Origin of the sequence: Rhodococcus sp. BUPNP1 (assembly GCF_002215235.1) — a bacterium.
GTDB lineage: Bacteria > Actinomycetota > Actinomycetes > Mycobacteriales > Mycobacteriaceae > Rhodococcus.
The window spans coordinates 54480-79893 of sequence record NZ_NERM01000004.1; the positions used below are offsets into that span (position 1 = coordinate 54480).

Consider the following 25414-nt stretch of genomic DNA (forward strand, 5'->3'; position numbering starts at 1 on the left):
GACGCGGGCCGGGACACTGTCGGGGGACAGCAGATGGACTACTCGGAGTATCGGAGTCACGACGCGACCGGCCTGGCCGAACTCGTCGCGACGGGGCAGGTGTCGGCGAGCGAACTGCTCGAGACCGCGATCGCGCGGCTCGACACGGTCGAACCGACACTGAACACCGTCGTCCGCAGGCTCGACGACAAGGCCCGTGTCCGGGCACGCGAACCGCTCGAGGGCCCGTTCGCCGGTGTGCCGTTCCTGCTCAAGGATCTGGGGCAGGATCTGGCCGGTGAGCCGACCTCGTGCGGGTCCCGTGTCCTCGCGGACCTGCCGATGGACGAGAACTCGGTGATCGTCGACCGGTGGCTCGGGGCGGGCCTGGTCCCGTTCGCCAAGACCAACACCCCCGAGTTCGGGGCGAAGGGCATCACCGAGCCCGAGGCGTTCGGGGCCACCCGCAATCCGTGGGACCCGTCGGTGACGCCGGGCGGATCGTCGGGTGGTTCCGCCGCGGCGGTCGCGGCCGGCGTCGTTCCCGCTGCCGGAGCGAGCGACGGAGGCGGCTCCATCCGCATTCCCGCCGCCTGCTGCGGGCTCCTCGGGCTCAAGCCCGGTCGTGGACTCGTGCCCACCGGTATGCGCGGCGGCGAACCGCTGCACGGGGCGGCCACCAACGGGGTCATCTGCCGGACGGTGCGCGATGCCGCTGCCTTCCTCGACGTCATGGCCGGCCCGTACGCGGGCGGGCCGTATCTCGTCGAGCGTGCGCAGTCGTACGCGGAGGTCGCGCGCTCGGCGCCGAAGCGGTTGCGGATCGGATACGAGACCGCGTCACCGATCGGGACGCCGGTCGATCCGGAGGCGGAGGCCGCGGTGGACGCTGCCGTCGCGGTGCTCGAGGAACTCGGCCATCACGTCGAGCCCGCCTCGACGGGTATCGACGAACGACGTCTCGCAGAGGACTTCCTCACGATGTGGTTCGCCACGGCCGCCGCGGAGGTCGCCGAGGCCTGCCGCCTCACCGGGGCTCGACCGGAGGACTTCGAGTTCGACACCCGCATCATCGCCGCCGTGGGCAAGTCGACCTCGGCGTCGGACTACATTGCGGCCCACGCCCGCTGGGCCGAGTATGCGAGCGGTCTCGCGCAGTTCCACGAACGTTACGATCTGCTGCTCACGCCGACACTTGCCTTCCCGCCGTCGCGCATCGGCGAACTCGACACGCCCCGCTGGATGCGGCGTGCCGGTGAGGCGCTCCTGCGGACCCGTACCGCGTGGATCGCGACCCGGGCCGGTTTCATCGACCGGGTGGTGGACGACAATCTGGGCCGCACCCCCTACACGCAGTTGGCCAATATCACCGGGCGACCGGCGATCTCGGTGCCGTTGCGCTGGACGGCGTCCGGTCTGCCGCTCGGGGTGCAGTTCGTCGGCCCGCTCGGTGGGGAGGGCGTACTCCTCGCGCTCGCAGGGGAACTCGAACAGGCCCGGCCGTGGTTCGATCGGCAGCCGCCGCTCGCTCCCGTCGAGTTGCGCACCGCGTCCTGAACCGAAGGTCGGCTCAGGGGCGACGCAGAGGCTTCCGGTACACGACCGTCTCGCACGGAACTGCAAGCGCCGGAGCGAGTTCCGGATGGCGCGTATCGAGCGGCGCGGGATCCTCCGGCACGTACCCGAGCCGGGTGTAGAGCCGGTCGAGGAACACCTTCGACTCGTGCGAGGTGTCGCGTGGGCGGATCACCTCGAGCTGCATCGTCTCGAATCCTTGTTCGGCGAACTCCGTCTCGACGGTGTCGATCAGGAGGCGGCCGACGCCGGTGCCGCGGACCTTCGGGTCGGAGGCGAGCATCCCGAACTCGGCTGTCGTCGCGTCGATCCGGGTCACGCGGATACAGCCGACCACCCGGCCGTGCGAGCGGGCGATGCGCATGCTGCCCTCCCGCGCGTACCGGGTGATCTCGTCCGTGTCGGTCCGCGTGGTGCCCGGTACCCACATGCCGTCCTCGGCCACCGCGTAGACCGCGTTGAGCAGTTCGGTGACGGCCACGACGTCGGATTCGTGCGGTGCGAGGCGCTCGACCTCGACCGTGTGCTGCTCGTTCATCCGCGATCCGGGAGTGGGCGCTGCGGGATCGCGGGGCGTGCGAGGGGGTGCCGCACCCGCCGCTTCGCCGACGAGTAGACCTGCGCGGTCTCCTCGGCGACGCGGCGCCAGTCGAAGTCGTCGGTCAGTCGTGACCGGGCGGCCCGCGCACGCACCTGCGCGGCGTCGGGATCGTCGAGGGTCTCCCGGACGGCCGAGACGAGTCCGGCCACGTCGCCGGGCTGGAACGACAATCCGGTCACGCCGTCGACCACGGCTTCGCCCAGGCCACCGGCGGTGGACGCGATGAGCGGGATACCCGCCGCCGCGGCCTCGAGGGCGATGATGCCGAACGGCTCGTACCGGCTCGGCAGCACGATCGCGTCGGCGCCGTGCAACCAGCCGAGAAGCTCGGTGTGGTCGAGATTGCCGAGGAAACTCACCGAACGTGCGACGCGGTGCACGCGTGCCTGCTCGCGCAGCCACTCGAACTGGGTGCCCTCACCGGCGACCACGAGGGTCGTACCGGGATGCGAGCGGCGGATGCGGGGGAGCGCGGCGATCGCGTCCTGCACACCCTTCTCGTATTCGAGGCGACCGACGTAGAGCAGTCGTGCCGGCCCGGGACGCGGCTCACGTTCGCGGTACGACCAGGTGGTGATGTCGATGCCGTTGCGGATCACCGAGATCTCCGGCAGGTCCGGGCCGTACAGCTCGGTGACCTCGTCGTGCATCGATGCCGAACAGGTGATGAGACGGTCGGACTCGTTGGCGAGCCACCACTCGACGGAATGCACCTGCCGGTTGATCCGGCCCGACAGCCAACCGCTGTGGCGACCGGCCTCGGTCGCGTGCAGGGTCGACACGAGCGGCACGTCGAAGTACTCGGCCAGCGCGATCGCGGGGTGGGCGACGAGCCAGTCGTGGGCGTGGACGACGTCGGGATACCAGCCCTCGCCGATACCGCCGCGGCTCAGTCCGATCCCGGCGCGGACCATCGCGTGGCCCATCGCCAGGGTCCAGGCGATCATGTCCTCGCCGAAGTCGAAGTGGGGTGCGTCCTCCGCGACCGCCACCACGAGCACGCCGTCGGCGATGTGGCTGATCGTGGGGTGGGTCGACGCATCGGTGCCGGTCGGACGACGTGACAGCACCACCACCTCGTTGCCCGCCGCGGCGAGTTCGGTGGCGAGATGGTGGACGTGTCTGCCCAGGCCGCCGACGACGACGGGTGGGTACTCCCATGAGACGAGCAGGATCTTCATCGCGGGCCTCCGTGGCGTCCGGGCAGTCGTCGGGCGTCGAGTCCTGGGAAGAGATTGTCGGCGCGGTTCCATCCGTCGGCCAGACGCTGTGCCGTCTCGGTGCGTCCGGAGTCGACCGCCTCGGCGATCTCACGCAGGGCATGGGCGTGTTTGTGCGCGCGGTCGCGGGCGTAGGCGGCGGCGGTGTCCTTGCTGACCATGAACGCCCAGTCGCTGGAGACCGTCAGCAGTGCTTCGCGCAGCATTTGGTCGTGCACGCGGTTACGGAGCGCGACCGACGACGTGCTCTGTTCGCGGGACTTGTCGATGCTGTCGAGGGTCGTGCGCACCACTTCGTCGTTGAGACGCACGAGATCGGCGACCTGGTCGCCGGCCCAGACCCGCCAGTCCTTGCCCGAACCCCACGACGAGTTCTCGAGATCGACGGAGGCGCCGACGTATCCGCGGTCGCGGGCATCGGCGAGGGTTCCCACCTCGATGCCGGCCTCGGGAAGAGCGCGGAGCAGTCGTTCGAGGAAGAGCGGTCCTTCGAACCACCAGTGGCCGAACAGTTCCGTGTCGAAGGCTGCGACGACGAGTGCGTCCCGGCCGATGCGGTCGGATTCGCTGCGCAGTCGCTGCCGGACGGTCTCGACGAAGTCGGCGACGTGCCGGTCGACGGCCTGCGACGCGAGTTCGGGATCGTAGGGGGCCTTCTCGTGGGAGGGCACCGTGCGGCCCGTGACGCGGGACGGCTTGAGTCCGGTGTCGTGGCAGTAGGTGTGGAAGTCGCGGTAGGCGGAGTGGCCGGGGTAGCCGGACTTCGGCGACCACACCCGGTACGAGACCTGCAGGTCGCGGCCGAAGCACACGACGTCGGAGTCGCGGACCGTGCGGCCGAGCGAGGTGTCGCCGCGCAGTGCGGGACCGTCGACCATGAAGTGCTCGACTCCCGCTGCGGCGTAACCGTTCTCCATGCCCGGCGTGTAACCGCACTCCGGACCCCAGATGCCGCGCGGGTGATGGTTCCAGCGGGCGTGGGCGTCGGCGAGGCCCTCGGACAGCGAGAAGGCGCGTAGTCGCGGGTCGAGGAGAGGCTGGAACGGATGGGCGAGAGGCCCACCGAGCAGTTCGATCGCGTCGGCGTCGATCAACTGCCGCACGACGGGGGATCCGCCGTGGCGCCAATGCGTTTCGAAGTCCTCCAGTGCCGCGGTGGCGGCGCGGTGCTCGCGGGCGCCGAGCGCGCGGTAGGACTCCTCCCGCATGCCGGCGGCCTCGTGCGCGCGCAGCTGCCAGTTGCCGAGCCAGTGGTGCATCCCGGCGAGGCAGTGCGGGTCGTCGAGTTGCGCGGCCAGTACCGGGGTGATGCCGAGTGTGAGCATCCGGGTCCGGCCTTCGGCGGCGAGTCGCCGCAGCACGTCGGTGACGGGCAGATAGGTCGCTGCCCACGACTGGTAGAGCCATTCCTCGCCGACGGGCCACCGGCCGTGATGGGCGAGCCAGGGGAGGTGGGAGTGGAGGACGAGCGCGAACATGCCGGGCTCACGGGACGATGCGGCACTCACGGCGCGGTGTCCTTCGCTGCGGGGTCCTTCACGGCGATCGCGACGAGATCGAGGCTCGCATCGATGCTCTCGGGGACGATGGTGAAGTCGTCGGTGGAGACCATGGCGACGTCGGCGGTGAGGTCGTCCGGCCACGGCTGCCCGGCGAGGGCGCGCTCGATCTGGGCGTCGATGAACGATCCGCCGTGCTTGGCATCGAGTGCGCGCAGCGCGGGGCCGTGGTGCACGCCGGTCATGAGTTCGACGCGGAAGCCGGCGTCCTCGAGAAGTTCGGCCAGTTCGGCGGCGTTCAGCTCGCGGGTGTGGAAGGGATTGAGCGGGGTGTCGCGGCCGGGGGAGAAGGTGATGCGGTTGGGGGTACTGATGAGCAACTCGCCGCCGGGAGTGAGAACGCGGTGACATTCACGTAGGAACTGTGTCTGATCCCACAGATGCTCGATCACCTGGAAGTTCACGACCGTATCGACCGAATCGTCCTCGAGGGGAAGCTCGGCGAGATTTCCGTGCCGCATGTCGACGCGGGGGTAGCGCGCGCGGATGTGTGCGACGGCGCTCTCGTCGTAGTCGAGGCCGATCACGCGCGTCGCGACGTCGGCGATCATGTCGGCTCCGTAGCCTTCGCCGGCACCGGCCTCGAGCACGGTCCGGTTCTCGCAACGGGGGAGAAAGTGCTGGTAGACGACCTCGTGACGTCGGAACCAATAGTTCTCCTCGGCGATGCCGGGGACCGTCCGTTCGCCGGTGAGGGGGAGGGTGTGCGCGTCGTCGGCGCGGGCGGGGGTGTCGCTCACCGCCACGACATTAGACCTCTCCCCGGAGGGGTGGTCTCCGGTGTTCCAGATCACAGGTTTCGTCGTCCTTCCGTACGGCTATGGTGAACCGGGAATCCCGTCAAGTTACTGACTGGTAACTTAGCGGCTGATAATCTATCGCACACGCCGTGCGAAAGACACGAGTGCTCGGTTCAGGCAGCGCCTTGCCGACCAAAGGCAGCTACACACAGGAGGTCGACGCAGACCCATGACGAACATCGTCGTTTTGATCAAGCAGGTCCCCGACACGTGGTCCGAGCGCAAGCTCAGCGACGGCGACTACACGCTCGACCGTGAGGCCGCCGACGCCGTGCTCGACGAGATCAACGAGCGCGCCGTCGAGGAAGCTCTGCTCATCAAGGAGCGCGACGGCGGCGAGGTCACCGTTCTGACCGCCGGCCCGGACCGCGCCACCGACGCCATCCGCAAGGCGCTGTCCATGGGCGCCGACAAGGCGATCCACCTCAACGATCCGGCCATGCACGGCTCGGACTCGATCCAGACCGCGTACGCGATCGCCGCTGCTCTCGGCCAGATCGAGGGTGTCGAGCTGGTCATCGCCGGTAACGAGGCCACCGATGGTCGCGTGGGCGCCGTGCCCGCGATCATCGCCGAGTACCTGGGCCTGCCCCACCTGACGCACCTGCGCAAGCTCACGATCGCGGACGGCAAGGCCACCGGCGAGCGCGAGACCGACGAGGGTGTCTTCGGCATCGAGGCTCCGCTCCCCGCCATCGTCTCGGTCACCGAGAAGATCAACGAGCCCCGCTTCCCCTCCTTCAAGGGCATCATGGCCGCCAAGAAGAAGGAAGTTCAGACCCTCACCCTCGCCGAGATCGGTCTCGATCCCGAGATCTTCGGTGTTGCCAACGCCGCGTCCACCGTCACCGGTGTGACCCCGAAGCCCCCGCGCACCGCGGGTGAGCGCGTCACCGACGAGGGCGACGGCGGCAGCAAGATCGCTCAGTACCTGGTCGGCCAGAAGATCATCTGATCGCGCCCCGCGACAACATCTGACATATCTAGGAGAGAAGTAGTAATGGCAGAAGTACTCGTGCTCGTCGAGCATGCCGAGGGCGCGCTCAAGAAGGTCAGCACCGAACTCATCACCGCCGCGCGTGTGCTCGGCGAGCCCTCCGCCGTCGTCGCGGGTGCCCCCGGCACCGCCGACGCGCTGCAGGACGCACTCGCCGCCGCCGGTGCGGTCAAGGTCTACGCCGCCGAGTCCGAAGACGTCGACAACTACCTGGTGACCCCGAAGGTCGACGTCCTCGCGTCGCTCGTCGAGTCCACCAGCCCCGCCGCCGTCATCACCGCCGCGTCCGTCGAGGGCAAGGAGGTGTCGGGCCGCCTCGCCGCCCGCATCGGCTCCGGTCTGCTCGTCGACGTCGTCGACGTCAAGGCCGACGGCTCCGCCGTGCACTCGATCTTCGGTGGCGCGTTCACCGTCGACGCCAAGGCCAACGGTGAGGTCCCCGTGATCTCCGTCCGCCCGGGCGCCATCGAGGCCAAGCCCGAGGCTGCGGCCGCCGAGCGCGTGGCCGTCGAGGTTCCGGCCCAGGAAGAGAACGCCGTGAAGATCGTCTCGCGCGATCCGATCGTCGGTGGCGACCGTCCGGAGCTCACCGAGGCGTCGATCGTCGTCTCCGGTGGCCGCGGTGTCGGTTCGGCCGACAAGTTCTCCGTCGTCGAGGAGCTCGCCGACTCGCTCGGTGCCGCCGTCGGTGCTTCCCGTGCCGCCGTCGACTCCGGCTACTACCCGGGCCAGTTCCAGGTCGGTCAGACCGGTAAGACGGTCTCCCCGCAGCTGTACGTCGCGCTCGGCATCTCCGGCGCCATCCAGCACCGCGCCGGCATGCAGACGTCGAAGACCATCGTCGCCGTCAACAAGGACGAAGAGGCCCCGATCTTCGAGATCGCGGACTACGGCGTCGTCGGCGACCTGTTCAACGTCGCTCCGCAGCTGACCGAAGAGGTCAAGAAGCACAAGGGCTGATCCGCTCCGGCAGATCGATCCCTGCGCGGCCCCGCTCCTTCGAAAGGAGCGGGGCCGCGTGCGTTCGGTGGGGTGTCCACCCGCTCGACCTGGGGTGTGCCGGATCTCGCCCGTTCGCCGACCCCCTGAGCGCGACGGGCACCTGCGTCGACCCGCTATCCTGGATCGGTCATGACCTCGCCCGCCGCCGGTCCCTCCGGTACCTCCACGACCGTCTACCTCGATCACGCCGCGACGACGCCGATGCTTCCTGCGGCCGTCGAGGCGATGACGTCGGTCCTCACCACCGTCGGAAACGCGTCCTCCCTGCACGGATCGGGGCGCGCAGCGCGCCGGCGCATCGAGGAGTCGCGGGAGTCGATCGCGGCCGCCCTCGGCGCCCGACCTTCCGAGGTGATCTTCGTCTCCGGTGGTACCGAGGGCGACAACCTCGCCGTCAAGGGCATCTACTGGGGCCGCCGCGCCCAGGATCCCCGGCGCCGCCGGATCCTCGCGAGCGCGGTCGAACACCACGCCGTGCTCGACGCCGTCGAATGGCTCGTCGAGCACGAGGACGCCCAGGTGACGTGGCTGCCGGTCGACGGGTCCGGCCGCGTCGATCCCACCACGCTCCGTGAGGAACTCACGCGCCACGCCGACGAGGTCGCCCTCGTGTCCGTGATGTGGGCGAACAACGAGGTCGGCACCGTCATGCCGATCGCCGAACTCGCTGCGGTCGCCGCCGAGTTCGACGTCCCGATGCACAGCGACGCCGTGCAGGCGGTCGCGCATCTGCCGGTCGACTTCACCGCGAGCGGACTGTCGGCTCTGACCCTGGCCGCCCACAAGTTCGGTGGGCCGCAGGGAGTGGGAGCGCTGCTGCTCGGCAGGCAGGTGCCGTGCGTGCCGCTCGCCCACGGCGGAGGCCACGAACGCGACGTGCGGTCCGGGACGCAGGACACCGCGTCCATCGTGGCGATGGCCGCCGCGCTGCGCGAGGTCACCTCGGATCTGCCCGGCCGCACCGCCGAACTCGCGCGCCTGCGCGATCTTCTCGTCGAGGGTGTCGAGGCGGCGATCCCCGATGCGATCCTCAACGGTCCTCGCGAGGCGGGGCGACTGCCCAACAACGCGCACTTCACCTTCCCCGGATGCGAAGGGGATTCGCTGCTGATGTTGCTCGACGCGGCCGGTATCGAATGCTCGACCGGGTCGGCGTGCACCGCCGGGGTCGCGCGGGCGAGTCACGTGCTCGTCGCGATGGGGGCGGACCCGATCACGGCACGCGGTTCGCTCCGATTTTCGTTGGGGCACACCACAACCCGTGATGACATCGAAAAACTGATCGAAACTCTCCCTTCCGTGGTGGACAGGGCTCGCGCCGCCGGACTGGCGAGCGCCGGTGGACGAGGAGGTGACCGGAGATGAGGATTCTTGCGGCAATGAGCGGCGGTGTGGACTCGGCGGTCGCCGCCGCCCGCATGGTCGAGGCCGGACACGACGTGGTGGGAGTGCATCTCGCGTTGTCGACCGCGCCGGGCACGCTGCGTACCGGTTCGCGCGGATGCTGCTCGAAGGAGGACGCCGGCGACGCCCGCCGCGCCGCCGACGTGCTCGGAATCCCGTTCTACGTCTGGGATTTCGCAGACCGCTTCAAGGAGGACGTGATCGACGACTTCGTCGCGTCCTACGCCGCGGGTGAGACCCCGAATCCGTGCCTGCGCTGCAACGAGAAGATCAAGTTCTCGGCGTTGGCCGACCGTGCCGTTGCGCTCGGCTTCGACGCCGTTGCCACCGGTCACTACGCGCAATTGAACGACGGAGTGCTGCGCCGCGCCGTCGACGCCGACAAGGACCAGTCGTACGTGCTGGCCGTGCTCACCGCGCAACAGTTGTCGCGTGCGGTGTTCCCCGTCGGCGACACCCCCAAGAGCCGGATCCGCGAGGAGGCCGCCGAACGCGGACTCGCCGTGGCGAACAAGCCCGACAGTCACGACATCTGCTTCATCCCGTCGGGCGACACCCGCGCCTTCCTCGGCGCCCGCATCGGTTTGCGTCCCGGCGCCGTCGTGGACGACCGTTCGGGTGAGGTGCTCGCGCAGCACGAGGGCGTGCACGGTTTCACCATCGGTCAGCGCAAGGGACTCGGCATCGCCGGGCCCGGACCGGACGGCCGCCCCCGCTACGTCACCGCGATCGAACCCGAGAGCGGCATCGTGCGGGTCGGCAGCGCCGAACAGCTGAAGGTCGAGTCGATCCGGGCCGAGCGTGCCGTGTGGACCTCCGGCACGGCCCCCGTCGGACCGATCGAGTGCGTCGTCCAGGTCCGCGCCCACGGTGGCCTGGCTCCGGCCGTCGCCGAAGCGGTGGGTTCGGGCATCGAGATCTCGCTGCGCGAACCGCTCACCGGTGTCGCCGCCGGTCAGGCCGCCGTGCTGTACCGGCCCGACGCTGCGGGCGACATCGTCCTCGGCAGCGGCACCATCACGGCAGGGGACCGGTGACGGCACCTGCCACCGGCCGCGAAGTGTGGTCCGGTCTCGCGACAGGCATCGGTTCGTGGCCCGGAACGGACCCGCGCGAAGCCGCGGCGGTCGTCCTCGGCGAACTCACCGACCTGCCCCACCTCGTCGAACTGCCGGCGCGCGGCCTCGGTGCCGACATGATCGGGCGGGTCAGCGCCCTGCTCGTCGACATGTACCTCGACACCTCCACCACCGGCTACCGCCTCGTGTCGCGACGCGGCGGCGTGGCCGCCCGGGCACGCGACCTGCTCGCCCAGGACCTCGATGCTCTCGAGGAGGCCTGGGAACGCGCCGGGCTGGACGCCGACCGTCCCGTGAAGGTGCAGGCCGCCGGACCGCTCACCCTCGCGGCCCACGTCGAACTCGCCACCGGACGACGGGTGCTCACCGACCGCGGCGCCGTCCGCGACCTGGCCGAATCGCTCGCGGAGGGCCTGGCACGACACGCCGCCGAGATCACCCGCCGGCTCGGGGTCCGGGTCGTCGCGCAACTCGACGAACCGTCGCTGCCGGACGTGCTCGCCGGAACGCTGAAGGGCCGGACCGTCCTCGAGACCGTCCCGGCCGTGCCGGACCCGGAAGCACTGGACGTGCTCGACACGACGATCCGTGGCACCGGGCTCTCCGTCGCCGTGCACTGCTGCGCGGGGACCTTCCCGGCCGACTTCCTGCGGCGCAGCGCTGCCGATGCGGTCGCCTTCGACGTCGGACGCGTACGACGCTCCGATCTGGACGGACTCGGCGAACTGTTCGACTCCGGCACGGTCCCGATCCTGGGACTCGTGCCCGCCACCGCGTCGGCCTCGACGGGCTGGCGCGAGTACGCGGCACCGGCCGTCGAGCTGATCGATCGGCTCGGGTTCCCTCGGAAGGTGCTGCAATCGGTGGCGGTGAGCCCGGTCTGCGGGCTGGCCTCGGCCTCCACGGAGAAAGCACGGGCCGCTCTGCGTTCGCTGCGCGACGTCGCGTCGGCCTTCGCCGAGGAAGCCGACACACTCTGAGCATTCCGGTCGGTCCCCTCGACTAGGCTTGCAGGCTGTGAGTGAACCGACGGACGCACCCATCACCGCTCCTCCGGAGGCGCGTGAGCGCTGGCAGGATCTCGCCGAACAGGTGCGCGAGCATCAGTTCCGCTACTACGTGCGCGACGCCCCCATCATCTCCGACGGTCAGTTCGATGCGCTTCTCGGCGAACTGCAGGCACTCGAGGAGCAGTACACCGAACTCCGCACGCCGGATTCGCCCACCCAGCTGGTCGGCGGCGGCTTCGCCACCGAGTTCGGTGCCGTCGCGCATCTCGAACGCATGCTCAGCCTCGACAACGTCTTCGACGAGGACGAACTGCGCGCGTGGCTCTCGCGCGCGGAGGTCGAGACCGGCACCCACCCAGATTATCTGTGCGAGGTGAAGATCGACGGTGTGGCACTGAGTCTCGTCTACGAGAACGGCAAACTCGTCCGCGCGGCCACCCGCGGCGACGGTCGCACGGGCGAGGACGTCACCCTCAACGCCCGCACGATCGACGACGTTCCCGAAAAGCTCACCGGCAGCGACGAATACCCGATTCCGACGTTGCTCGAAGTGCGCGGTGAGGTGTTCTTCCGGCTCGAGGACTTCCAGACCCTCAACGCCGGGCTGGTGGCCGAAGGCAAGCCGCCCTTCGCGAATCCCCGCAATTCCGCCGCGGGTTCCCTCCGGCAGAAGAACCCGGCCGTCACCGCGCGCCGGCGTCTGCGCATGTACTGCCACGGCTACGGTCGCATGGAGGGCTTCGAACCCCGCTCGCAGTCCGACGCCTACGCGGCCTTCGCGGCCTGGGGCCTGCCCGTCTCCCCGCACACCGTTCGCGTGCAGGGCGCCGAGGCGGTCGTCGAGCGGATGCGCTACTGGGGCGAACACCGCCACGACATCGAACACGAGATCGACGGCCTGGTGGTCAAGATCGACGACATGGGGCTGCACCGCCGCCTCGGTGCCACGTCCCGCGCCCCGCGGTGGGCGATCGCCTACAAGTATCCGCCGGAGGAGGTCACCACCAAGCTCCTCGACATCCGCGTCAGCGTCGGGCGCACGGGGCGCGTGACACCCTTCGCCTACATGGAACCGGTCACCGTCGCCGGGTCCACCGTCTCGCTGGCGACGCTCCACAATGCGTCCGAGGTCGAGCGCAAGGGCGTGCTCATCGGCGACACCGTGGTCATCCGCAAGGCCGGCGACGTGATCCCGGAAGTGCTCGGCCCGGTCGTCGACCTGCGCGACGGCTCCGAGTACGCCTTCGAGATGCCTTCGCAGTGCCCCGAATGCGGTACCACCCTCGCCCCGGCGAAGGAGGGCGACGTCGACCTGCGCTGCCCCAACTCGCAGTCGTGCCCGGCGCAATTGCGCGAACGGGTCTTCCACGTCGCGGGCCGGGGAGCGTTCGACATCGAAGCGCTCGGCTACGAGGCGGCCACGGCACTGCTCGAGGGGAAGATCATCGTCGACGAGGGCGACCTGTTCTCGCTCACGAAGGACGACCTCGAACGCATCCCGTTCTTCCGCACCACCAAGGGCGTGCTGTCGAAGAACGGCGAACGCCTGCTGCAGAACCTCGACAAGGCGAAGGAACAACCGCTCTGGCGCGTGCTCGTCGCCCTGTCCATCCGGCACGTCGGACCGACCGCTGCGCGTGCGCTGGCCACCGAGTTCGGCAGCCTCGACCGGATCCGGGCCGCGTCCGTCGACGAGCTCGCGGCCGTCGAGGGCGTCGGACCGACGATCGCCGCGGCGGTCACCGACTGGTTCACCGTCGATTGGCACGTCGCCATCGTCGACAAGTGGGCGACAGCGGGCGTGCGCATGGCCGACGAACGCGACGAATCCATTCCGCGGACCCTCGAAGGACTGTCGATCGTGGTCACGGGCACGCTCGCGGGATTCTCCCGCGATCAGGCCAAGGAGGCCGTCCTCGCGCGTGGAGGCAAGGCCGCCGGATCGGTGTCGAAGAAGACGGCTTTCGTCGTCATCGGCGACAATCCGGGTTCGAAGGCCGACAAGGCCGCCGATCTCGGAGTACCCGTGCTCGACGAGGACGGTTTCCGGATCCTGCTCGACGAGGGGCCCGACGCCGCTCGCGCCTATCTCGAAGGGCGCGAAGGGGAGAACTGAGACGCTCTCCGCCGGCAGGTGCCCTGCCGGCGGATTCTCAGGAGGCTGTTGCGGATTCGCGTTCCTCGGCGCTGCGCCTGCCGAGGAACACCGCCGCGGCGAGCAGGAAGCAGATCGCGCCGACGAACGTGCCGGTGTTGGCAAGGCTCGGATCGAGAGTGTTTCCGTCGTCGAGGACGAACGAACCGACGGCGGAGACCCCGAAAGCGATCGACCCGAGCATGTTCAGCCACCCGCTGATCCAGTCCTTCGAGCGCGGCGCCCAATGCGAGCCCGCTCGCCAGAGGACTGCACACGCGATCGCGCTCGACACCAGGAAGCACAGGGACCCTTCGAGATTGGGGTTCCACACCAGGTGCTTCTCACCCTTGACGGTGTGGGCGTGCAGTGCGGCTCCCGTGCTGACGTTGAACAGCAGCGTACCGATGAACTGGATCAGCGACGCGAGCCAGTCGGCGCGGATCGCCGGGCTGCCCTTGTCCGTGACGGTGGCCGGCCCACTGAGCATCAATTGGACGAATGCTGCACCCGTGAAGAACCAGGAACCCACGAAGAACGAAGTATTTGCACCGGCGGTGCCGAGAAGCCTCGCAATTCCGGGCGCCGAACCCAATGCGAACAGGACGGCCCCGATGACGAATCCCCAGGACTGCATGCGCAATGTCGGGTGAATCAGCATTGGCGCAGTATAAGTCCGAGATTGGAAATTTGTGCGTTTTCGGAAGAAACTGTCCGATCAGATAGGTGCAGGTCAGAGTATATTTCATAAAAAGGGTGAATGGCCGGGGTGAATTGGACCGGAAACTTGTCGGTTGGTAAGAAACCGTGTTCGATGCGCGTTAGCGTCCCAGCCATGACGGAGACCGGTAAGTCCACACATCGCCTCCTTTTTCGTAATGTGCGAGTTTTCGACGGAATTTCCGGAGAACTCGTCACCGGCGACGTACTGATCGACGGAGACCGCATCCTGGCCGTGTCCGCATCGCCGATCGGCGACGAACCCGGCCGCGAAACCGACGTGATCGACGGTGGCGGGCGGGTTCTCATGCCCGGCATGTCCGACGCGCACGTCCACCTCGTCGGCAACGCGAACTCCTATATCGACATGGTGATGGGCAGCGAAGCGCACATTGCGCTCAACGGCCTCGCGGAGGCCCGCAACATGCTGCTGCGCGGTTTCACCGCCGTCCGCGACATGGCCGGCGACACCGGCAGCATCAAGTCGGTGATCGACCGAGGACTGTTCGACGGACCCCGGATCTACCCGTCCCAGGCCGCGATCTCGCAGACGGCCGGGCACGGCGACTTCGGCTTCGTCTACGAATGCCCCACAGCCCTCGGTGGGGATCAGGCCCGCGCCGAACAGATCGGCTTCATGCGGGTCGCCGACGGTGAGGACCGGGTCCTCGCAGCCGTGCGCGAGCAGCTCAAGAAGGGCGCATCGCAGATCAAGCTGATGGTCGGCGGCGGAGCCGCGTCCATGTACGACCCGCTGTACACCGTCCAGTTCATCGACAAGGAACTGCGGGCCGCGGTCCAGGCGGCGTCCGACTACGGCACCTATGTGGCCACCCACGTCTACAACGTCACCGGGATCCGCCGCGCGGTCGCGGCCGGGGTGAAGTCGATCGAGCACGGCCACCTCGCCGACGAAGAGACCGTCGCGTTGCTCGCGGAGAAGGAGGTGTGGTTGTCGATGCAGCCCTTCGCGCTCGGCGATCACCACTATCCCGATCCGGACCGTGCGGAGAAGGACAAGCAGATCTGCACCGGCACCGACCACGTCTACGAGTGGGCACAGAAGCACGGCGTGAAGACGGCCTGGGGAACCGATCTGCTGCTCGAACCGCAGATCGCGCCACGGCAGAGCGAGATGGCCGCGCGGCTCGGCGACCACTACAGCAACCTCGACGCGCTGCGGATGCTCACCTCCGGCAACGCCGAACTGTTCCGGCTCGCCGGCGAACGCGATCCCTACCGGCAGGCCCGATGGGGTGTGATCGACAAGGGCGCCTGGGCGGACGTGCTCCTCGTCGATGGCAACCCGCTCGAGGACCTGAGCCTGATCGCCGATCCGGCAAAGAACCTGTCGGTCATCGTGAAGAACGGCCACGTCGTCAAGAACAGCCTGTGACCGTGGCGGCGCAGCGGACACGACACCACGCCCTACTCGTTCGGCGCAAGGACGGTCGGTGACTCACTACGGACAGCACAGCGACGCAGAAGCATGGGACGAGTTGTCGGACGAGCAACTCGAGGAGCCCTTCGTCGCGGACGGAAACTACGACGGAACACCGCTGGACACAGTCGAACCGGACGATCTCGAAACTCCGCCGTACGGCACTCCGGTCGTGCAGCAGGCAGTTGCCCGGCAGACCCCGGGCTCGCTCGTGTCGGCACGCGGAATCGAACTCCACGGGCCCTGGGGGCATGTCTTCGGCCCACTCGACCTGGATCTCGACGCCGGGGGAGTGACGGTCCTGGCCGCGCAGGCCGGTGCCGCGCGGACCGCGTTGCTCATGGCTCTGTGCGGTCGGATGCGGCTGACCCGGGGGTCGCTGACGGTTCTCGGCGAGGACAGGCCGCAGAAGATCATCGCGCGGTCGGCGATCGCCTGCATGAACGAGCTCGACGAGGTACGCCCCTCGGTCACCGTGCGCGACCTCGTCACCGAGCAGAAGCGGTGGGATTCCCCGTGGTACAAGTTCGTTCCGCGGGTCCGTGAGGACGGTGTCGCCGAGATGTGCGAGGAGATCTTCGGCGACGTACCGCTGCCACCGCTCGAGGCGTTCGTCGACGACCTCCCCGAACTCCAACAACTGCTGCTGCGGATCTCGGTGGCGAACACCCGGCGTCCTCCATTGCTGGTGGTGGGCCGGATCGATCGGATCGCCGACGACGTCGAACGCGCCACGCTTCTCGACCGGCTCGTCGCGCTCGGTGAGAACCAGTCGGTGATCATCGGCGACGTGAACCCCGTCGACCCCGGCATCGGGGTACGGGCCGTGGTGGACATGCACGATCTGCTCGGACCCGGTGACATCGGCGTCCTGACGAAGAGGAAGTGACGAGTGCTCGCAGGCGTCTCTCTCGGTAGCGACTCGAAGCGATACTTCCGCGGCACGATGCCGCGCATCGCGATCGCAACGATCATCCTCATGCCGTTGCTGTACGGCGCCATGTACCTGTGGGCCTTCTGGAATCCGTTCGGGGCGGTGAACAAGATCCCCGCGGCGATCGTCAACAACGACACCGGACGTTCGTCGACGGGGGAACAGGTCGATGCCGGCGATCAGGTCGTGAAGTCTCTCATCGCATCCGGTCAGCTCGATCTGGCAGAGGTGTCGGAGGAGGATGCCGTCTCGGGTCTGGCCGACGGAAAGTACTACTACACCATCACGATTCCGGAGAATTTCACCGAAGCGGTCGAATCCCCCAACGGTGACAACCCGGAGAAGGCGAATCTGGTCTTCACCTTCAACGACGCGAACAACTATCTCGCGACGATCATCGGGCAGGATGCGTCCGAACAGGTGATCGGGCAGGTGAACTCCACGATCGGGGCCCAAGGTGTCGGGACCGTGCTCACGGGTCTCGAGAGTGCCGGCTCGGGTCTGAAGCAGGCCGCCGACGGTGCCGGGCAACTTGCCGACGGCATCGACACGGCCAAGAGCGGAGCGGACCAGCTCGCCTCGGGATCGCAGGAGCTCGCGACGAACATGGTCACGGCGCGGGACGGGTCGGCGCAGCTCGCCGCCGGCGCGAACGAACTCGCGACCGCGATCGACGGCGTGACCGGTCCGCTGCTCAGCGCGCTCGACAGTGGTGCCCTCTCGGGTGTCGCGGGGCAGGCGGCGGAGCTGCGGGCCTCGCTCGACGCTCTCGAATCCCGGGTCCCGCAGACCACGCAGTCGACGGTGAACCAGGCCGTGCAGCAGGTCGTCGACATCCTGAACCGGAGTTCCGATCCGGTCGTGCAGCAGGCGATCACCGCGTTGACACCGCTGACGGCGCAGCAGGCGGCCTCCGATGCCGACGCCCTGCGCGCAGAGATCGTGCGTCTGCAGGCCGACGCCGAACAACTCGAATATCAACTCGGTAATCCGAACAGTCCGCTGCAGGGCGCCCTGGCGACGTTGTCGAGCGGCGGTCTGGCGGCGGAGGTGAACCAACTCCGCAGCGGTGTCGACGAACTGAGCTCCGGTGCCGCCACGTTGAACTCCGGTCTCGTCCAACTCACCGACGGTAGTTTCCAGCTGGCCGACGGGGCGGGAGAACTGTCCTCGGGCATGGTCGAGTTGCAATCGGGTTCGCAGGAACTCGCGCAGGCCTTGAGCCAGGGCGCCACCCAGGTGCCGAGCTGGACGGACGAACAGCGCACCGCCACCGCCGAGACGTTGTCGACTCCGGTTGCACTGCAACAGAACTACACCAACGAGGCGCCCACCTTCGGTACCGGTTTCGCGCCGTTCTTCCTGTCGCTCGCCCTGTTCGTCGGCGGCATCATCACCTGGATGCTGCTCACCCCGCTGCAGTCGCGGCCCACCGTCGCGGGACTGGGCGCCTACCGTACGGTCCTCGCGTCGTACTGGCCGGCGCTGCTGGTGGGCATCCTGCAGGTGGTCGTGATGTACACGGTCGTCCATTTCGGTGTCGGACTGGACGTGAAGCATGTGGTAGGGACGATCCTGTTCCTGATGTTGATCTCCGCGACGTATCTGGCCATGATCCAGGCGTTCAACGCGATCTTCGGTGTCGCCGTCGGCCGTGTGGTGACCTTGGCCTTCCTGATGCTGCAACTGGTCTCGGCGGGCGGTATCTACCCCGTGCCGACCACCGCCAAGCCGTTCCAGTACATCCATCCGTTCGACCCGATGACCTACACCGTCAACGGTCTGCGGCAGCTCACCGTCGCCGGGCACATCGATTCGCGGTTGTGGATCGCAATCGCTGTCCTGGCCGGAATCCTGCTCGTATCGTTGACTCTGAGTGCCCTGTCGGTCCGGCGCAACCGCCGCTACACGATGGAGAGGCTGTACCCGCCGATCGAGGTGTGAGAACCGCCCCGTATGTCCCGATGTCACCGGATCGACGAGTGTTCGATGCGGGAAATGGAGGAAACCATGTCAGAGTCCGACGCTCCAGGCGAGACACTCGCACCTGCCTTCACCGGCAGGCTCGGTACCGAACCGATTCCTGCTCTGCGGCTTCCCAAGTCGGAGACCGATCCGGAGGCGACCTACCAGTTCATCCACGACGAGCTGATGCTCGACGGCAGCTCGCGGCTCAACCTGGCGACCTTCGTCACCACGTGGATGGATCCGCAGGCGGGCCGAATCATGGCCGAGACATTCGACAAGAACATGATCGACAAGGACGAGTACCCCGCCACGGCGGAGATCGAGACCCGCTGCGTCAACATGGTCGCCGACCTGTTCAACGCGGACGACCTCGATCCGGCCGATCCGTCCTCGGCCACCGGTGTCTCGACGATCGGTTCGTCCGAGGCCGTCATGCTCGGTGGGCTCGCGCTCAAGTGGCGCTGGCGTGAGGCCCGCAAGGCCGCCGGCAAGGACGCGTCGAAGCCGAACCTGGTGCTCGGCAGCAACGTGCAGGTGGTGTGGGAGAAGTTCTGCCGCTACTTCGACGTCGAGCCGAAGTACCTGCCGATGGAGCCCGGCCGTTACGTCATCACCCCCGAGCAGGTCCGTGACGCGGTCGACGAGAACACCATCGGCGTCGTCGCGATCCTCGGCACCACCTTCACCGGTGAACTCGAGCCCGTCGCGGAGATCGCCGCCGCGCTCGACGAGCTCGCGGCCTCCGGCGGTCCCGACGTCCCGTTGCACGTCGACGCCGCCTCCGGTGGCTTCGTGGTGCCCTTCCTCCATCCGGACCTCGAATGGGACTTCCGTGTGCCGCGGGTCGTGTCCATCAACGTCAGTGGTCACAAGTACGGCATGACCTATCCGGGCATCGGTTTCGTCGTCTGGCGTTCGAAGGAACATCTGCCCGAGGACCTGGTCTTCCGGGTCAACTACCTCGGTGGCGACATGCCGACGTTCACACTGAACTTCTCGCGTCCTGGTAACCAGGTCATCGGCCAGTACTACAACTTCATCCGGCTCGGTGTCGCCGGCTACACGCAGATCATGGAGACCCTGCGCGACACCGCACTCATGCTGTCGAAGCAGATCTCCGAGATCGAGAACATGGCGATCATCACGGACGGCTCCGCCATCCCGGTCATCTCCTTCGAGGTGACGGGCGACCCCGGCTTCACGGTGTTCGACATCTCCCACGAATTGCGGGCCCGCGGATTCCAGGTTCCGGCCTACACGATGCCGGCCGACGCGGAGGACGTCGCGGTCCTGCGAATCGTGCTTCGCGAGGGCTTCAGCCGGGACATCGCCCACAAGCTCGGTGAAGACATCGCCGATGTAGTCGGATATCTCCGCGAGGGTGTCGGTCGCGGCCACACCGACCAGGCATTCGCACACTGAACGAAGTCGCAGCGGGGGAGAAGCTCACGGAGTTTCTCCCCCGCCGGCGTGAGATCCGTTCGTGGACCGTGTGAATGGAGGTGCGGAATTACTCCGATGTGATTCTCGACGCGTAATCGGAATTCCGGTGAAATCCGTCATTTCCCCCGCAGGCTGCTAATATTTGCACATATTTGTGAGTCCGTTTCGGGGACGATGCTGCCCGGATGCGAAAGGGATAGTGGACGTGCCGAGAACGCTGCCTTTGTCTCGTCGCCGATTGTTCTCCGTTCTGTCTGCACATTCCGAACTCGCCGTGATCCTCGGCGGCCCCTTCTCCGGCAAGACGACCCTCGTCGACACGTGGCTGGCGACCGACCCGTGCCCCGAGATGGTGCCGGTCGTGGTTCCCGAACCCGCGCACGATGTCGCACCCGAGACGTACTGGGCGACGGTGGCGTCGTCGCTGTGCAACTCCCTCGGCCTCGACGAACCCGTTGCGACGGAAGGCTCCTTCGACGCGATGTGTTCGGTGCTGGTCCGGCACGCCCGACCGGTGATGTTCGTGCTCGACGGTGTCCGGTCGGTCGAGGCGATCGAGGACCGGGTCGGGCAGTTGCTGCAGATCGGGCAGCAGGTGCGGGTCGTGGTGACCAGCAGGGCTGCGGGGTCGTGGGCCGAACATGTCGACGGACACCCGCGCAGGACGATCGTGGGCGCCGACGACCTCGCGTTCAGCGTGGACGAGACCGCTGCACTGTGCCGCCTCTTCGGACTCGCACGGGACGAACGCACCATCGAGTGGATCACCCGCCGCACCGAAGGATTCGCCGCTTTCGTCGCGGCCGTGTGCGCGACGCTGCGCGCCGAGAAGCCGCACCGGGCCCACGGTGCCGACGCCCTCGACGTCCTCGTCGACTCGGCCGTCGATCTCGTCGTCATGCACGTCGTGGCTGCGGATCCCTCTCTGGCACTGTCCTCCCGTTCGGTCCTCGTCTCCGCCGCACCGAACATGGTGACGGAGTCGTCGATCTCGGCCCTGCCGCACATCGACGACGGCGAGGCCTTTCTCTCCGCGCTGGCCGAGTCGGGACTGATCGAGGCCTGTTCGACGGACGAGGACTCGGCGGACGGCGAGCCCGCCTGGTGCTATCCCGAAGTCGTCCGCAGATCACTCCTGCGGGTCGGTGGCGCGGAATACCCGGAGGAGTTGTGGGATGCGCGGTCGGCTCTCATCGACTACTGGTTGCAGCGCTCGCGTCCGGACATCGCCCTCGAACATGCCGTGGAGCGGCGCGACTGGCGATGCGCGATCGACATCGTCGAGAAGAACTGGGTGGCACTGTACGGGAGCGGATCGCTCCGCGCCCTGGGGATCGTGCTGCTCGAGTTGCTCCCCGACGACATGGCGACCGACGATCGCACCGTCGCGTCGCTGCGGACGATCACCCGGGCCCGGAACGAGTCGGAAGAGCCGGGGGAGTGGTCCTTCCCGCAATCCTTCGAGACGGTCCTCCGCCTCGGAAGTCTGCGGATGCAGGGTGCCTACGACGAGGCGATGGAGGTGTGCGACGGCCTCGCCACCGAACCCGTGCCGGATTTCGAGACGCTGGACAGCACGACCCGGCACGCCCACGGGCTGAAATACCTCAACTTCGGCACCGTCTACCTCCTCGGCGGACGCACCACCGACGCCGGAACGATGCTGCGCCATGCCCACACGGCGGGTCGCGGTGTGTTCGTCGAGCGGGAGGCCGCAGGCAAACTCGCGCTCCTCGAAGCGCTCCGGGGCCGGACCCACGAGGCGACCCGGTGGATCGAGGAGGAACGCCGGCATCCACCGATCCTGGGAGAGGCCGAGGCCCTCGTCCGTACGGCGGGTCTGGCGGCCACCGCGCTCGTGGCACTCGATCGGCTCGACACCGGCACGGCCTTCCGTGCGCTCTCCGAACTCGGCACGCCCCGCCACACGGAGGAGCTGTGGGCGGCCGTCATGTACGTGCGGGGACGACTGGCGCTGTTGAGCGGTGTGCCTGCCGACGGCCTCCTGTACATCGATTCGGAATTGCAGCACTTCTCCCATCGCCTCACCGGTATCTCCGCGGTGCTGGTCGATGCCGCGCGTGCCGATCTGCACCTCGCGCTCGGCGAGGCCCGCGCGGCGCGCGAGTTGCTCGACGGCTCGACGCACCCCCTCACGGCTCCGGCCCGTGCGCGATTGCGTCTGCTCGGCGGCGATCCCGGAGGTGCCGAGGTGATCGTGCACCGCGGGGACGCCGCCCGTGAGCACTGTCCGGCCGTCGGTGCGGAACTCGCCCTGATCGGATCGGTGGCGGCGCTGCGACTCGGTCGCCGCACCGACGCGCGACGGCATCTCCAGCGGGCCGTGGTGCTGGCGGAACATGCCGGAGTGACGCGGCCGTTCGTCGGTGTCCCCCCGTCGGCCGTGCGCGACATCCTGTCCCTGGGTGTCGAACTGCCGATCGATCTCGACTCGGCGATGGCCGAGTACGGCATCTTCCGCGAGATCCGTGTCGTCGTACGACTGACCCCGCGCGAGCGCGCGGTCCTCGACGCATTGCTCGCCGGTGGCACGGCGAGCACGATCGCCAAGGAACAGTTCGTCACCCTCAACACCGTCAAGACCCAGTTGCGTTCCCTCTACAGGAAACTGGGCGTGCATTCACGGGAGGAAGCGATCGCGCAGGCACAGAGGCTCGTCGTCGGCTGAGGCCTGCGTCCGAGCGTCGGGGACTACCGGAGGACGGTGCCGACGATGCCCGCGAAGTAACCGACGCGTGCGATCTCGGAGGGACGGAACTCCGGTCCGCCGGGACGGCCGAGGACGAGGACGCGTTCGGGCGAGCCGAGGGGTGCGGCCGCGAGCATCGTGTCCATGTCGCGCCAGAGTTGCGGCACCCACTCACCGTCGTGGTCGAGCAGGGTGGCCTCGGCGAGCGGCATCCAGGGCACGCCGTTGAGGTGGGTCTCCGGCGAACCGGGGCTCCCCGCGATGCGGAAGATGCCGTTCGGGCCGACCCCGAGCACGGTCGCCCAACCCACCCGGAGCACCCGGGGAGCGCCGTCGACGAGGATCTGGATGCGGTCGTCGCGGGCGGCGGCGACGTGATCGATCAGTTCGAGTTCGCGATGGGTGTCGAGGATTCCGGCGTAGGGCCGGATGGAGTCGACCGTCACACCGGGCAGTGCCTCGGCCGCGGTGAGGAGCGTGTCGGGGAGCTTGCCCGGTTCGACGTCGACGACGAGATCGTCGATCGCGAAGTCCGTGCCGCGTTCGACGACGTCGAGCGACAGGATGTCGGCGCCGACCGAACCGAGCGCCAGGGCGAGCGAGCCGAGGCTACCGGGACGATCGGGGAGCCTGACACGCAAGAGGTACGACACGTGAGTCCTTTCCCCAGTCGGTTTCGTGCCGTCGACGAACGCCGCGTCGACGGCACGTGGTGCGCCGGCATCCGCATGCCGGCCCAGGGGCCCGTGTCGACCTCTGGCAGACCACATCCTTGCACCTCGTCGACGGCGTCAGGGACGGTGCAGACCCGAAAATATGCCGACCCCACCGAAAATCCCCGGTCGCGACGGGGCATGTCACACGAACGCAACACAGCGTTGCGAAGCTCGCAACATCGGCGGGTGGACGCGACGCCGACCGGGCGACGAGTGATGTCACCGAACCGCGTGCGCCGTCGCTTCCAGGACGCATTACCCTGGACAGGACGTTCACTCACCATCGGAAAGGGGCCATTCACGGTGCCTGCCATCTCCCGTGACGAGGTCGCGCATCTCGCCCGGTTGTCCCGGCTTGCGCTGACCGATGCCGAACTCGACGAGTTCGCCGGTCAGTTGGATTCGATCCTCAACCACGTCAAGGCGGTGTCGGAGGTGGCCGCGGACGATGTGGCTCCCATGGCGAACCCGAACGCCGTCACCAACGTGACGCGACCCGACGTCGTCGTCCCCGGTCTCACGCCCGAGCAGGCGCTCTCCGGTGCGCCGGCCGTCGAGGAGGACCGCTTCTCGGTCCCGCAGATCCTGGGAGAGGGCGAATGAGCACGGATACGACACGCCTCGACGCCGCGACCCTGGCGTCGAAGATCCACGCCGGCGAGCTGTCCTCGGTGGAGGTCACCCAGGCCCACCTCGATCGCATCGCCGAGGTCGACGGCGAGTACAACGCCTTCCTGCACGTCGCATCCGAGCAGGCGCTCGCCGCCGCGGCCGAGGTCGACCGGGCCGTCGCCGCGGGCGAGAAGCCGGCTTCGGCGCTCGCCGGTGTGCCGCTCGCGCTCAAGGACGTGTTCACCACCACGGACATGCCCACCACGTGCGGTTCGAAGATCCTCGAGGGTTGGGTCTCGCCCTACGACGCGACGCTCACCACGAAGCTGCGCGAGGCCGGCATCCCCATCCTCGGCAAGACCAACATGGACGAGTTCGCGATGGGGTCGTCCACCGAGAACTCGGCATACGGCCCCACCCGCAACCCGTGGGACACCAGCCGCATCCCGGGTGGCTCCGGTGGCGGTTCCGCTGCGGCGCTCGCGTCGTACCAGGCACCGCTCGCGATCGGCACCGATACCGGTGGCTCGATCCGCCAGCCCGCCGCCGTCACCGCCACCGTCGGCACCAAGCCCACCTACGGCACGGTCTCGCGGTACGGCCTGGTCGCCTGCGCGTCGTCGCTCGACCAGGGTGGCCCCTGCGGCCGCACCGTCCTCGACACGGCACTGCTGCACGAGGTCATCGCCGGGCACGACCCGCGCGACTCGACGTCGGTGAACGCCGCCGTGCGTCCCGTCGTGGAGGCGGCGCGCCAGGGTGCGGCCGGCGACCTGAAGGGCCTGAAGGTCGGCGTCGTCAAGGAGCTGCACTCCGACAGCTACCAGCCCGGCGTGCTCTCGTCGTTCGATGCCGCCGTCGAGACGCTCACGAAGCTCGGCGCGGAGGTCGTCGAGGTCTCGTGCCCGCACTTCGAATACGCACTCGCCTCGTACTATCTGATCCTGCCGTCGGAGGTCTCCTCCAACCTGGCCCGCTTCGACGCGATGCGGTACGGCATGCGCGTCGACGACGGCACGATGAGCGCCGAGCAGGTCATGGCCGCGACCCGCGCCGCCGGTTTCGGCAAGGAGGTCAAGCGCCGCATCATGATCGGCACCTACGCGCTGTCCTCCGGCTACTACGAGGCCTACTACGGTCAGGCCCTCAAGGTCCGGACCCTCATCGCGCAGGACTTCGACAAGGCCTACGAGCAGGTCGACGTGCTCGTCTCGCCCACGAGCCCGTTCACGCCGTGGAAGCTCGGCGAGAAGGTCGACGATCCGCTCGCGATGTACCTGTCCGATCTGTGCACGCTCCCGACCAACCTCGCGGGGCACTGCGCGATGTCCGTGCCGTCCGGCCTCTCGGCGGACGACGGTCTCCCCGTCGGCCTGCAGATCATGGCCCCGGCTCTCGCCGACGAGCGTCTGTACCGGGTGGGTGCGGCCTTCGAGGCGGCACGAGGACCCATCGTCGCCTGATCCCTTCCCACACCGCGACCCGTCGTGCCGTTCGTCGGCCGGCGGGT

Annotated in this window: 20 protein-coding genes; 14 read left to right on the forward strand and 6 right to left on the reverse strand. The window is 68.2% G+C overall.

What is annotated here, in order from left to right; translation table 11 throughout:
* Positions 1 to 33 precede the first annotated feature (33 nt).
* Entirely contained in the window at positions 34 to 1536 is a 1503-nt protein-coding gene (locus B9C99_RS05200) for an amidase (RefSeq protein WP_088897162.1), read from the forward strand.
* Between the two features lie 13 nt (positions 1537 to 1549).
* On the opposite strand, the gene B9C99_RS05205 is transcribed toward B9C99_RS05200, so the two are convergent.
* From B9C99_RS05205 to B9C99_RS05220, 4 genes are read right to left on the reverse strand one after another with little or no spacing between them, the layout of a single operon-like run.
* Positions 1550 to 2092 (reverse strand): GNAT family N-acetyltransferase, encoded by a 543-nt coding sequence (locus B9C99_RS05205; protein ID WP_088897163.1) that lies wholly within the window; start codon positions 2090 to 2092, stop codon positions 1550 to 1552.
* Positions 2089 to 3336 (reverse strand): glycosyltransferase family 4 protein, encoded by a 1248-nt coding sequence (locus B9C99_RS05210; RefSeq protein WP_088897164.1) that lies wholly within the window; start codon positions 3334 to 3336, stop codon positions 2089 to 2091. Before B9C99_RS05210 ends, B9C99_RS05205 begins: the two co-directional genes overlap by 4 nt.
* Entirely contained in the window at positions 3333 to 4853 is a 1521-nt protein-coding gene (locus tag B9C99_RS05215; RefSeq protein WP_088897288.1) for a glycoside hydrolase family 57 protein, read from the reverse strand. The genes B9C99_RS05210 and B9C99_RS05215 overlap by 4 nt, the downstream gene beginning before the upstream one ends.
* A gap of 26 nt (positions 4854 to 4879) precedes the next feature.
* Positions 4880 to 5680 carry a bifunctional 2-polyprenyl-6-hydroxyphenol methylase/3-demethylubiquinol 3-O-methyltransferase UbiG gene (locus B9C99_RS05220; protein WP_088897165.1) on the reverse strand — a complete coding sequence of 267 codons (801 nt, stop codon included), beginning with the start codon at positions 5678 to 5680 and terminating at the stop codon, positions 4880 to 4882.
* Positions 5681 to 5903: 223 nt separating this feature from the next.
* Here B9C99_RS05220 and B9C99_RS05225 point away from each other — a divergent pair, with 223 nt between their 5' ends.
* From B9C99_RS05225 to ligA, 6 genes are all read left to right on the forward strand, one after another.
* Positions 5904 to 6689 (forward strand): electron transfer flavoprotein subunit beta/FixA family protein, encoded by a 786-nt coding sequence (locus B9C99_RS05225; RefSeq protein WP_016696287.1) that lies wholly within the window; start codon positions 5904 to 5906, stop codon positions 6687 to 6689.
* 45 nt (positions 6690 to 6734) lie between these two features.
* The gene (locus tag B9C99_RS05230) at positions 6735 to 7691 is read left to right on the forward strand and encodes an electron transfer flavoprotein subunit alpha/FixB family protein (protein WP_016696288.1); all 957 of its coding nucleotides are present in this window, start codon (positions 6735 to 6737) and stop codon (positions 7689 to 7691) included.
* A 171-nt stretch (positions 7692 to 7862) separates the two neighbouring features.
* The gene (locus B9C99_RS05235) at positions 7863 to 9098 is read left to right on the forward strand and encodes a cysteine desulfurase family protein (RefSeq protein WP_088897166.1); all 1236 of its coding nucleotides are present in this window, start codon (positions 7863 to 7865) and stop codon (positions 9096 to 9098) included.
* A complete protein-coding gene (mnmA, locus tag B9C99_RS05240) occupies positions 9095 to 10174 on the forward strand; it encodes a tRNA 2-thiouridine(34) synthase MnmA (protein ID WP_088897167.1) in 1080 nt (359 codons plus the stop codon). The genes B9C99_RS05235 and mnmA overlap by 4 nt, the downstream gene beginning before the upstream one ends.
* Positions 10171 to 11196: a methionine synthase gene (locus B9C99_RS05245; protein WP_016696291.1), complete on the forward strand. Its 1026-nt coding sequence runs from the start codon at positions 10171 to 10173 to the stop codon at positions 11194 to 11196. Before mnmA ends, B9C99_RS05245 begins: the two co-directional genes overlap by 4 nt.
* Before the next feature lie 37 nt (positions 11197 to 11233).
* The gene (gene ligA, locus B9C99_RS05250; protein ID WP_016696292.1) at positions 11234 to 13342 is read left to right on the forward strand and encodes an NAD-dependent DNA ligase LigA; all 2109 of its coding nucleotides are present in this window, start codon (positions 11234 to 11236) and stop codon (positions 13340 to 13342) included.
* Positions 13343 to 13379: 37 nt separating this feature from the next.
* Here ligA and B9C99_RS05255 read toward each other — a convergent pair whose 3' ends face one another.
* Positions 13380 to 14021 carry a hypothetical protein gene (locus B9C99_RS05255; RefSeq protein WP_088897168.1) on the reverse strand — a complete coding sequence of 214 codons (642 nt, stop codon included), beginning with the start codon at positions 14019 to 14021 and terminating at the stop codon, positions 13380 to 13382.
* A 174-nt stretch (positions 14022 to 14195) separates the two neighbouring features.
* Here B9C99_RS05255 and B9C99_RS05260 point away from each other — a divergent pair, with 174 nt between their 5' ends.
* From B9C99_RS05260 to B9C99_RS05280, 5 genes are all read left to right on the forward strand, one after another.
* A complete protein-coding gene (locus B9C99_RS05260) occupies positions 14196 to 15476 on the forward strand; it encodes an amidohydrolase family protein (RefSeq protein ID WP_088897169.1) in 1281 nt (426 codons plus the stop codon).
* 58 nt (positions 15477 to 15534) lie between these two features.
* Positions 15535 to 16410: a hypothetical protein gene (locus B9C99_RS05265; protein ID WP_088897170.1), complete on the forward strand. Its 876-nt coding sequence runs from the start codon at positions 15535 to 15537 to the stop codon at positions 16408 to 16410.
* A 3-nt stretch (positions 16411 to 16413) separates the two neighbouring features.
* Complete coding sequence (locus B9C99_RS05270) at positions 16414 to 18399, forward strand: YhgE/Pip domain-containing protein (protein WP_088897171.1); 1986 nt, start codon at positions 16414 to 16416, stop codon at positions 18397 to 18399.
* A 66-nt stretch (positions 18400 to 18465) separates the two neighbouring features.
* Positions 18466 to 19845, forward strand: a complete 1380-nt coding sequence (locus tag B9C99_RS05275) for a glutamate decarboxylase (protein ID WP_229565124.1) — start codon at positions 18466 to 18468, stop codon at positions 19843 to 19845.
* Positions 19846 to 20104: 259 nt separating this feature from the next.
* Positions 20105 to 22555, forward strand: a complete 2451-nt coding sequence (locus B9C99_RS05280; protein ID WP_232622080.1) for a LuxR C-terminal-related transcriptional regulator — start codon at positions 20105 to 20107, stop codon at positions 22553 to 22555.
* Positions 22556 to 22578: 23 nt separating this feature from the next.
* Here the strand turns inward: B9C99_RS05280 and B9C99_RS05285 are convergent, their stop codons facing one another.
* On the reverse strand, positions 22579 to 23229 hold the full coding sequence (locus tag B9C99_RS05285) for an amino acid-binding protein (protein WP_088897173.1): 651 nt from the start codon (positions 23227 to 23229) through the stop codon (positions 22579 to 22581).
* Positions 23230 to 23595: 366 nt separating this feature from the next.
* Between B9C99_RS05285 and gatC the strand changes: the two genes are divergently transcribed.
* Together gatC and gatA are read left to right on the forward strand one after the other, a co-directional pair.
* Positions 23596 to 23895 (forward strand): Asp-tRNA(Asn)/Glu-tRNA(Gln) amidotransferase subunit GatC, encoded by a 300-nt coding sequence (gatC, locus tag B9C99_RS05290; protein ID WP_006554549.1) that lies wholly within the window; start codon positions 23596 to 23598, stop codon positions 23893 to 23895.
* Positions 23892 to 25367: an Asp-tRNA(Asn)/Glu-tRNA(Gln) amidotransferase subunit GatA gene (gatA, locus tag B9C99_RS05295; RefSeq protein WP_088897174.1), complete on the forward strand. Its 1476-nt coding sequence runs from the start codon at positions 23892 to 23894 to the stop codon at positions 25365 to 25367. Before gatC ends, gatA begins: the two co-directional genes overlap by 4 nt.
* Positions 25368 to 25414 lie beyond the last annotated feature (47 nt).

Excerpts from the sequence above, each read along its gene's own strand:
- B9C99_RS05210 (WP_088897164.1), bottom strand. The coding sequence starts at position 3,336 with ATGAAGATCCTGCTCGTCTCATGGGAGTACCCACCCGTCGTCGTCGGC.
- B9C99_RS05225 (WP_016696287.1), top strand. The coding sequence starts at position 5,904 with ATGACGAACATCGTCGTTTTGATCAAGCAGGTCCCCGACACGTGGTCC.
- mnmA (WP_088897167.1), top strand. The coding sequence starts at position 9,095 with ATGAGGATTCTTGCGGCAATGAGCGGCGGTGTGGACTCGGCGGTCGCC.
- B9C99_RS05260 (WP_088897169.1), top strand. The coding sequence starts at position 14,196 with ATGACGGAGACCGGTAAGTCCACACATCGCCTCCTTTTTCGTAATGTG.
- B9C99_RS05215 (WP_088897288.1), bottom strand. The coding sequence starts at position 4,853 with ATGTTCGCGCTCGTCCTCCACTCCCACCTCCCCTGGCTCGCCCATCAC.
- B9C99_RS05255 (WP_088897168.1), bottom strand. The coding sequence starts at position 14,021 with ATGCTGATTCACCCGACATTGCGCATGCAGTCCTGGGGATTCGTCATC.
- gatA (WP_088897174.1), top strand. The coding sequence starts at position 23,892 with ATGAGCACGGATACGACACGCCTCGACGCCGCGACCCTGGCGTCGAAG.
- B9C99_RS05200 (WP_088897162.1), top strand. The coding sequence starts at position 34 with ATGGACTACTCGGAGTATCGGAGTCACGACGCGACCGGCCTGGCCGAA.
- B9C99_RS05230 (WP_016696288.1), top strand. The coding sequence starts at position 6,735 with ATGGCAGAAGTACTCGTGCTCGTCGAGCATGCCGAGGGCGCGCTCAAG.
- B9C99_RS05275 (WP_229565124.1), top strand. The coding sequence starts at position 18,466 with ATGTCAGAGTCCGACGCTCCAGGCGAGACACTCGCACCTGCCTTCACC.
- B9C99_RS05235 (WP_088897166.1), top strand. The coding sequence starts at position 7,863 with ATGACCTCGCCCGCCGCCGGTCCCTCCGGTACCTCCACGACCGTCTAC.
- B9C99_RS05205 (WP_088897163.1), bottom strand. The coding sequence starts at position 2,092 with ATGAACGAGCAGCACACGGTCGAGGTCGAGCGCCTCGCACCGCACGAA.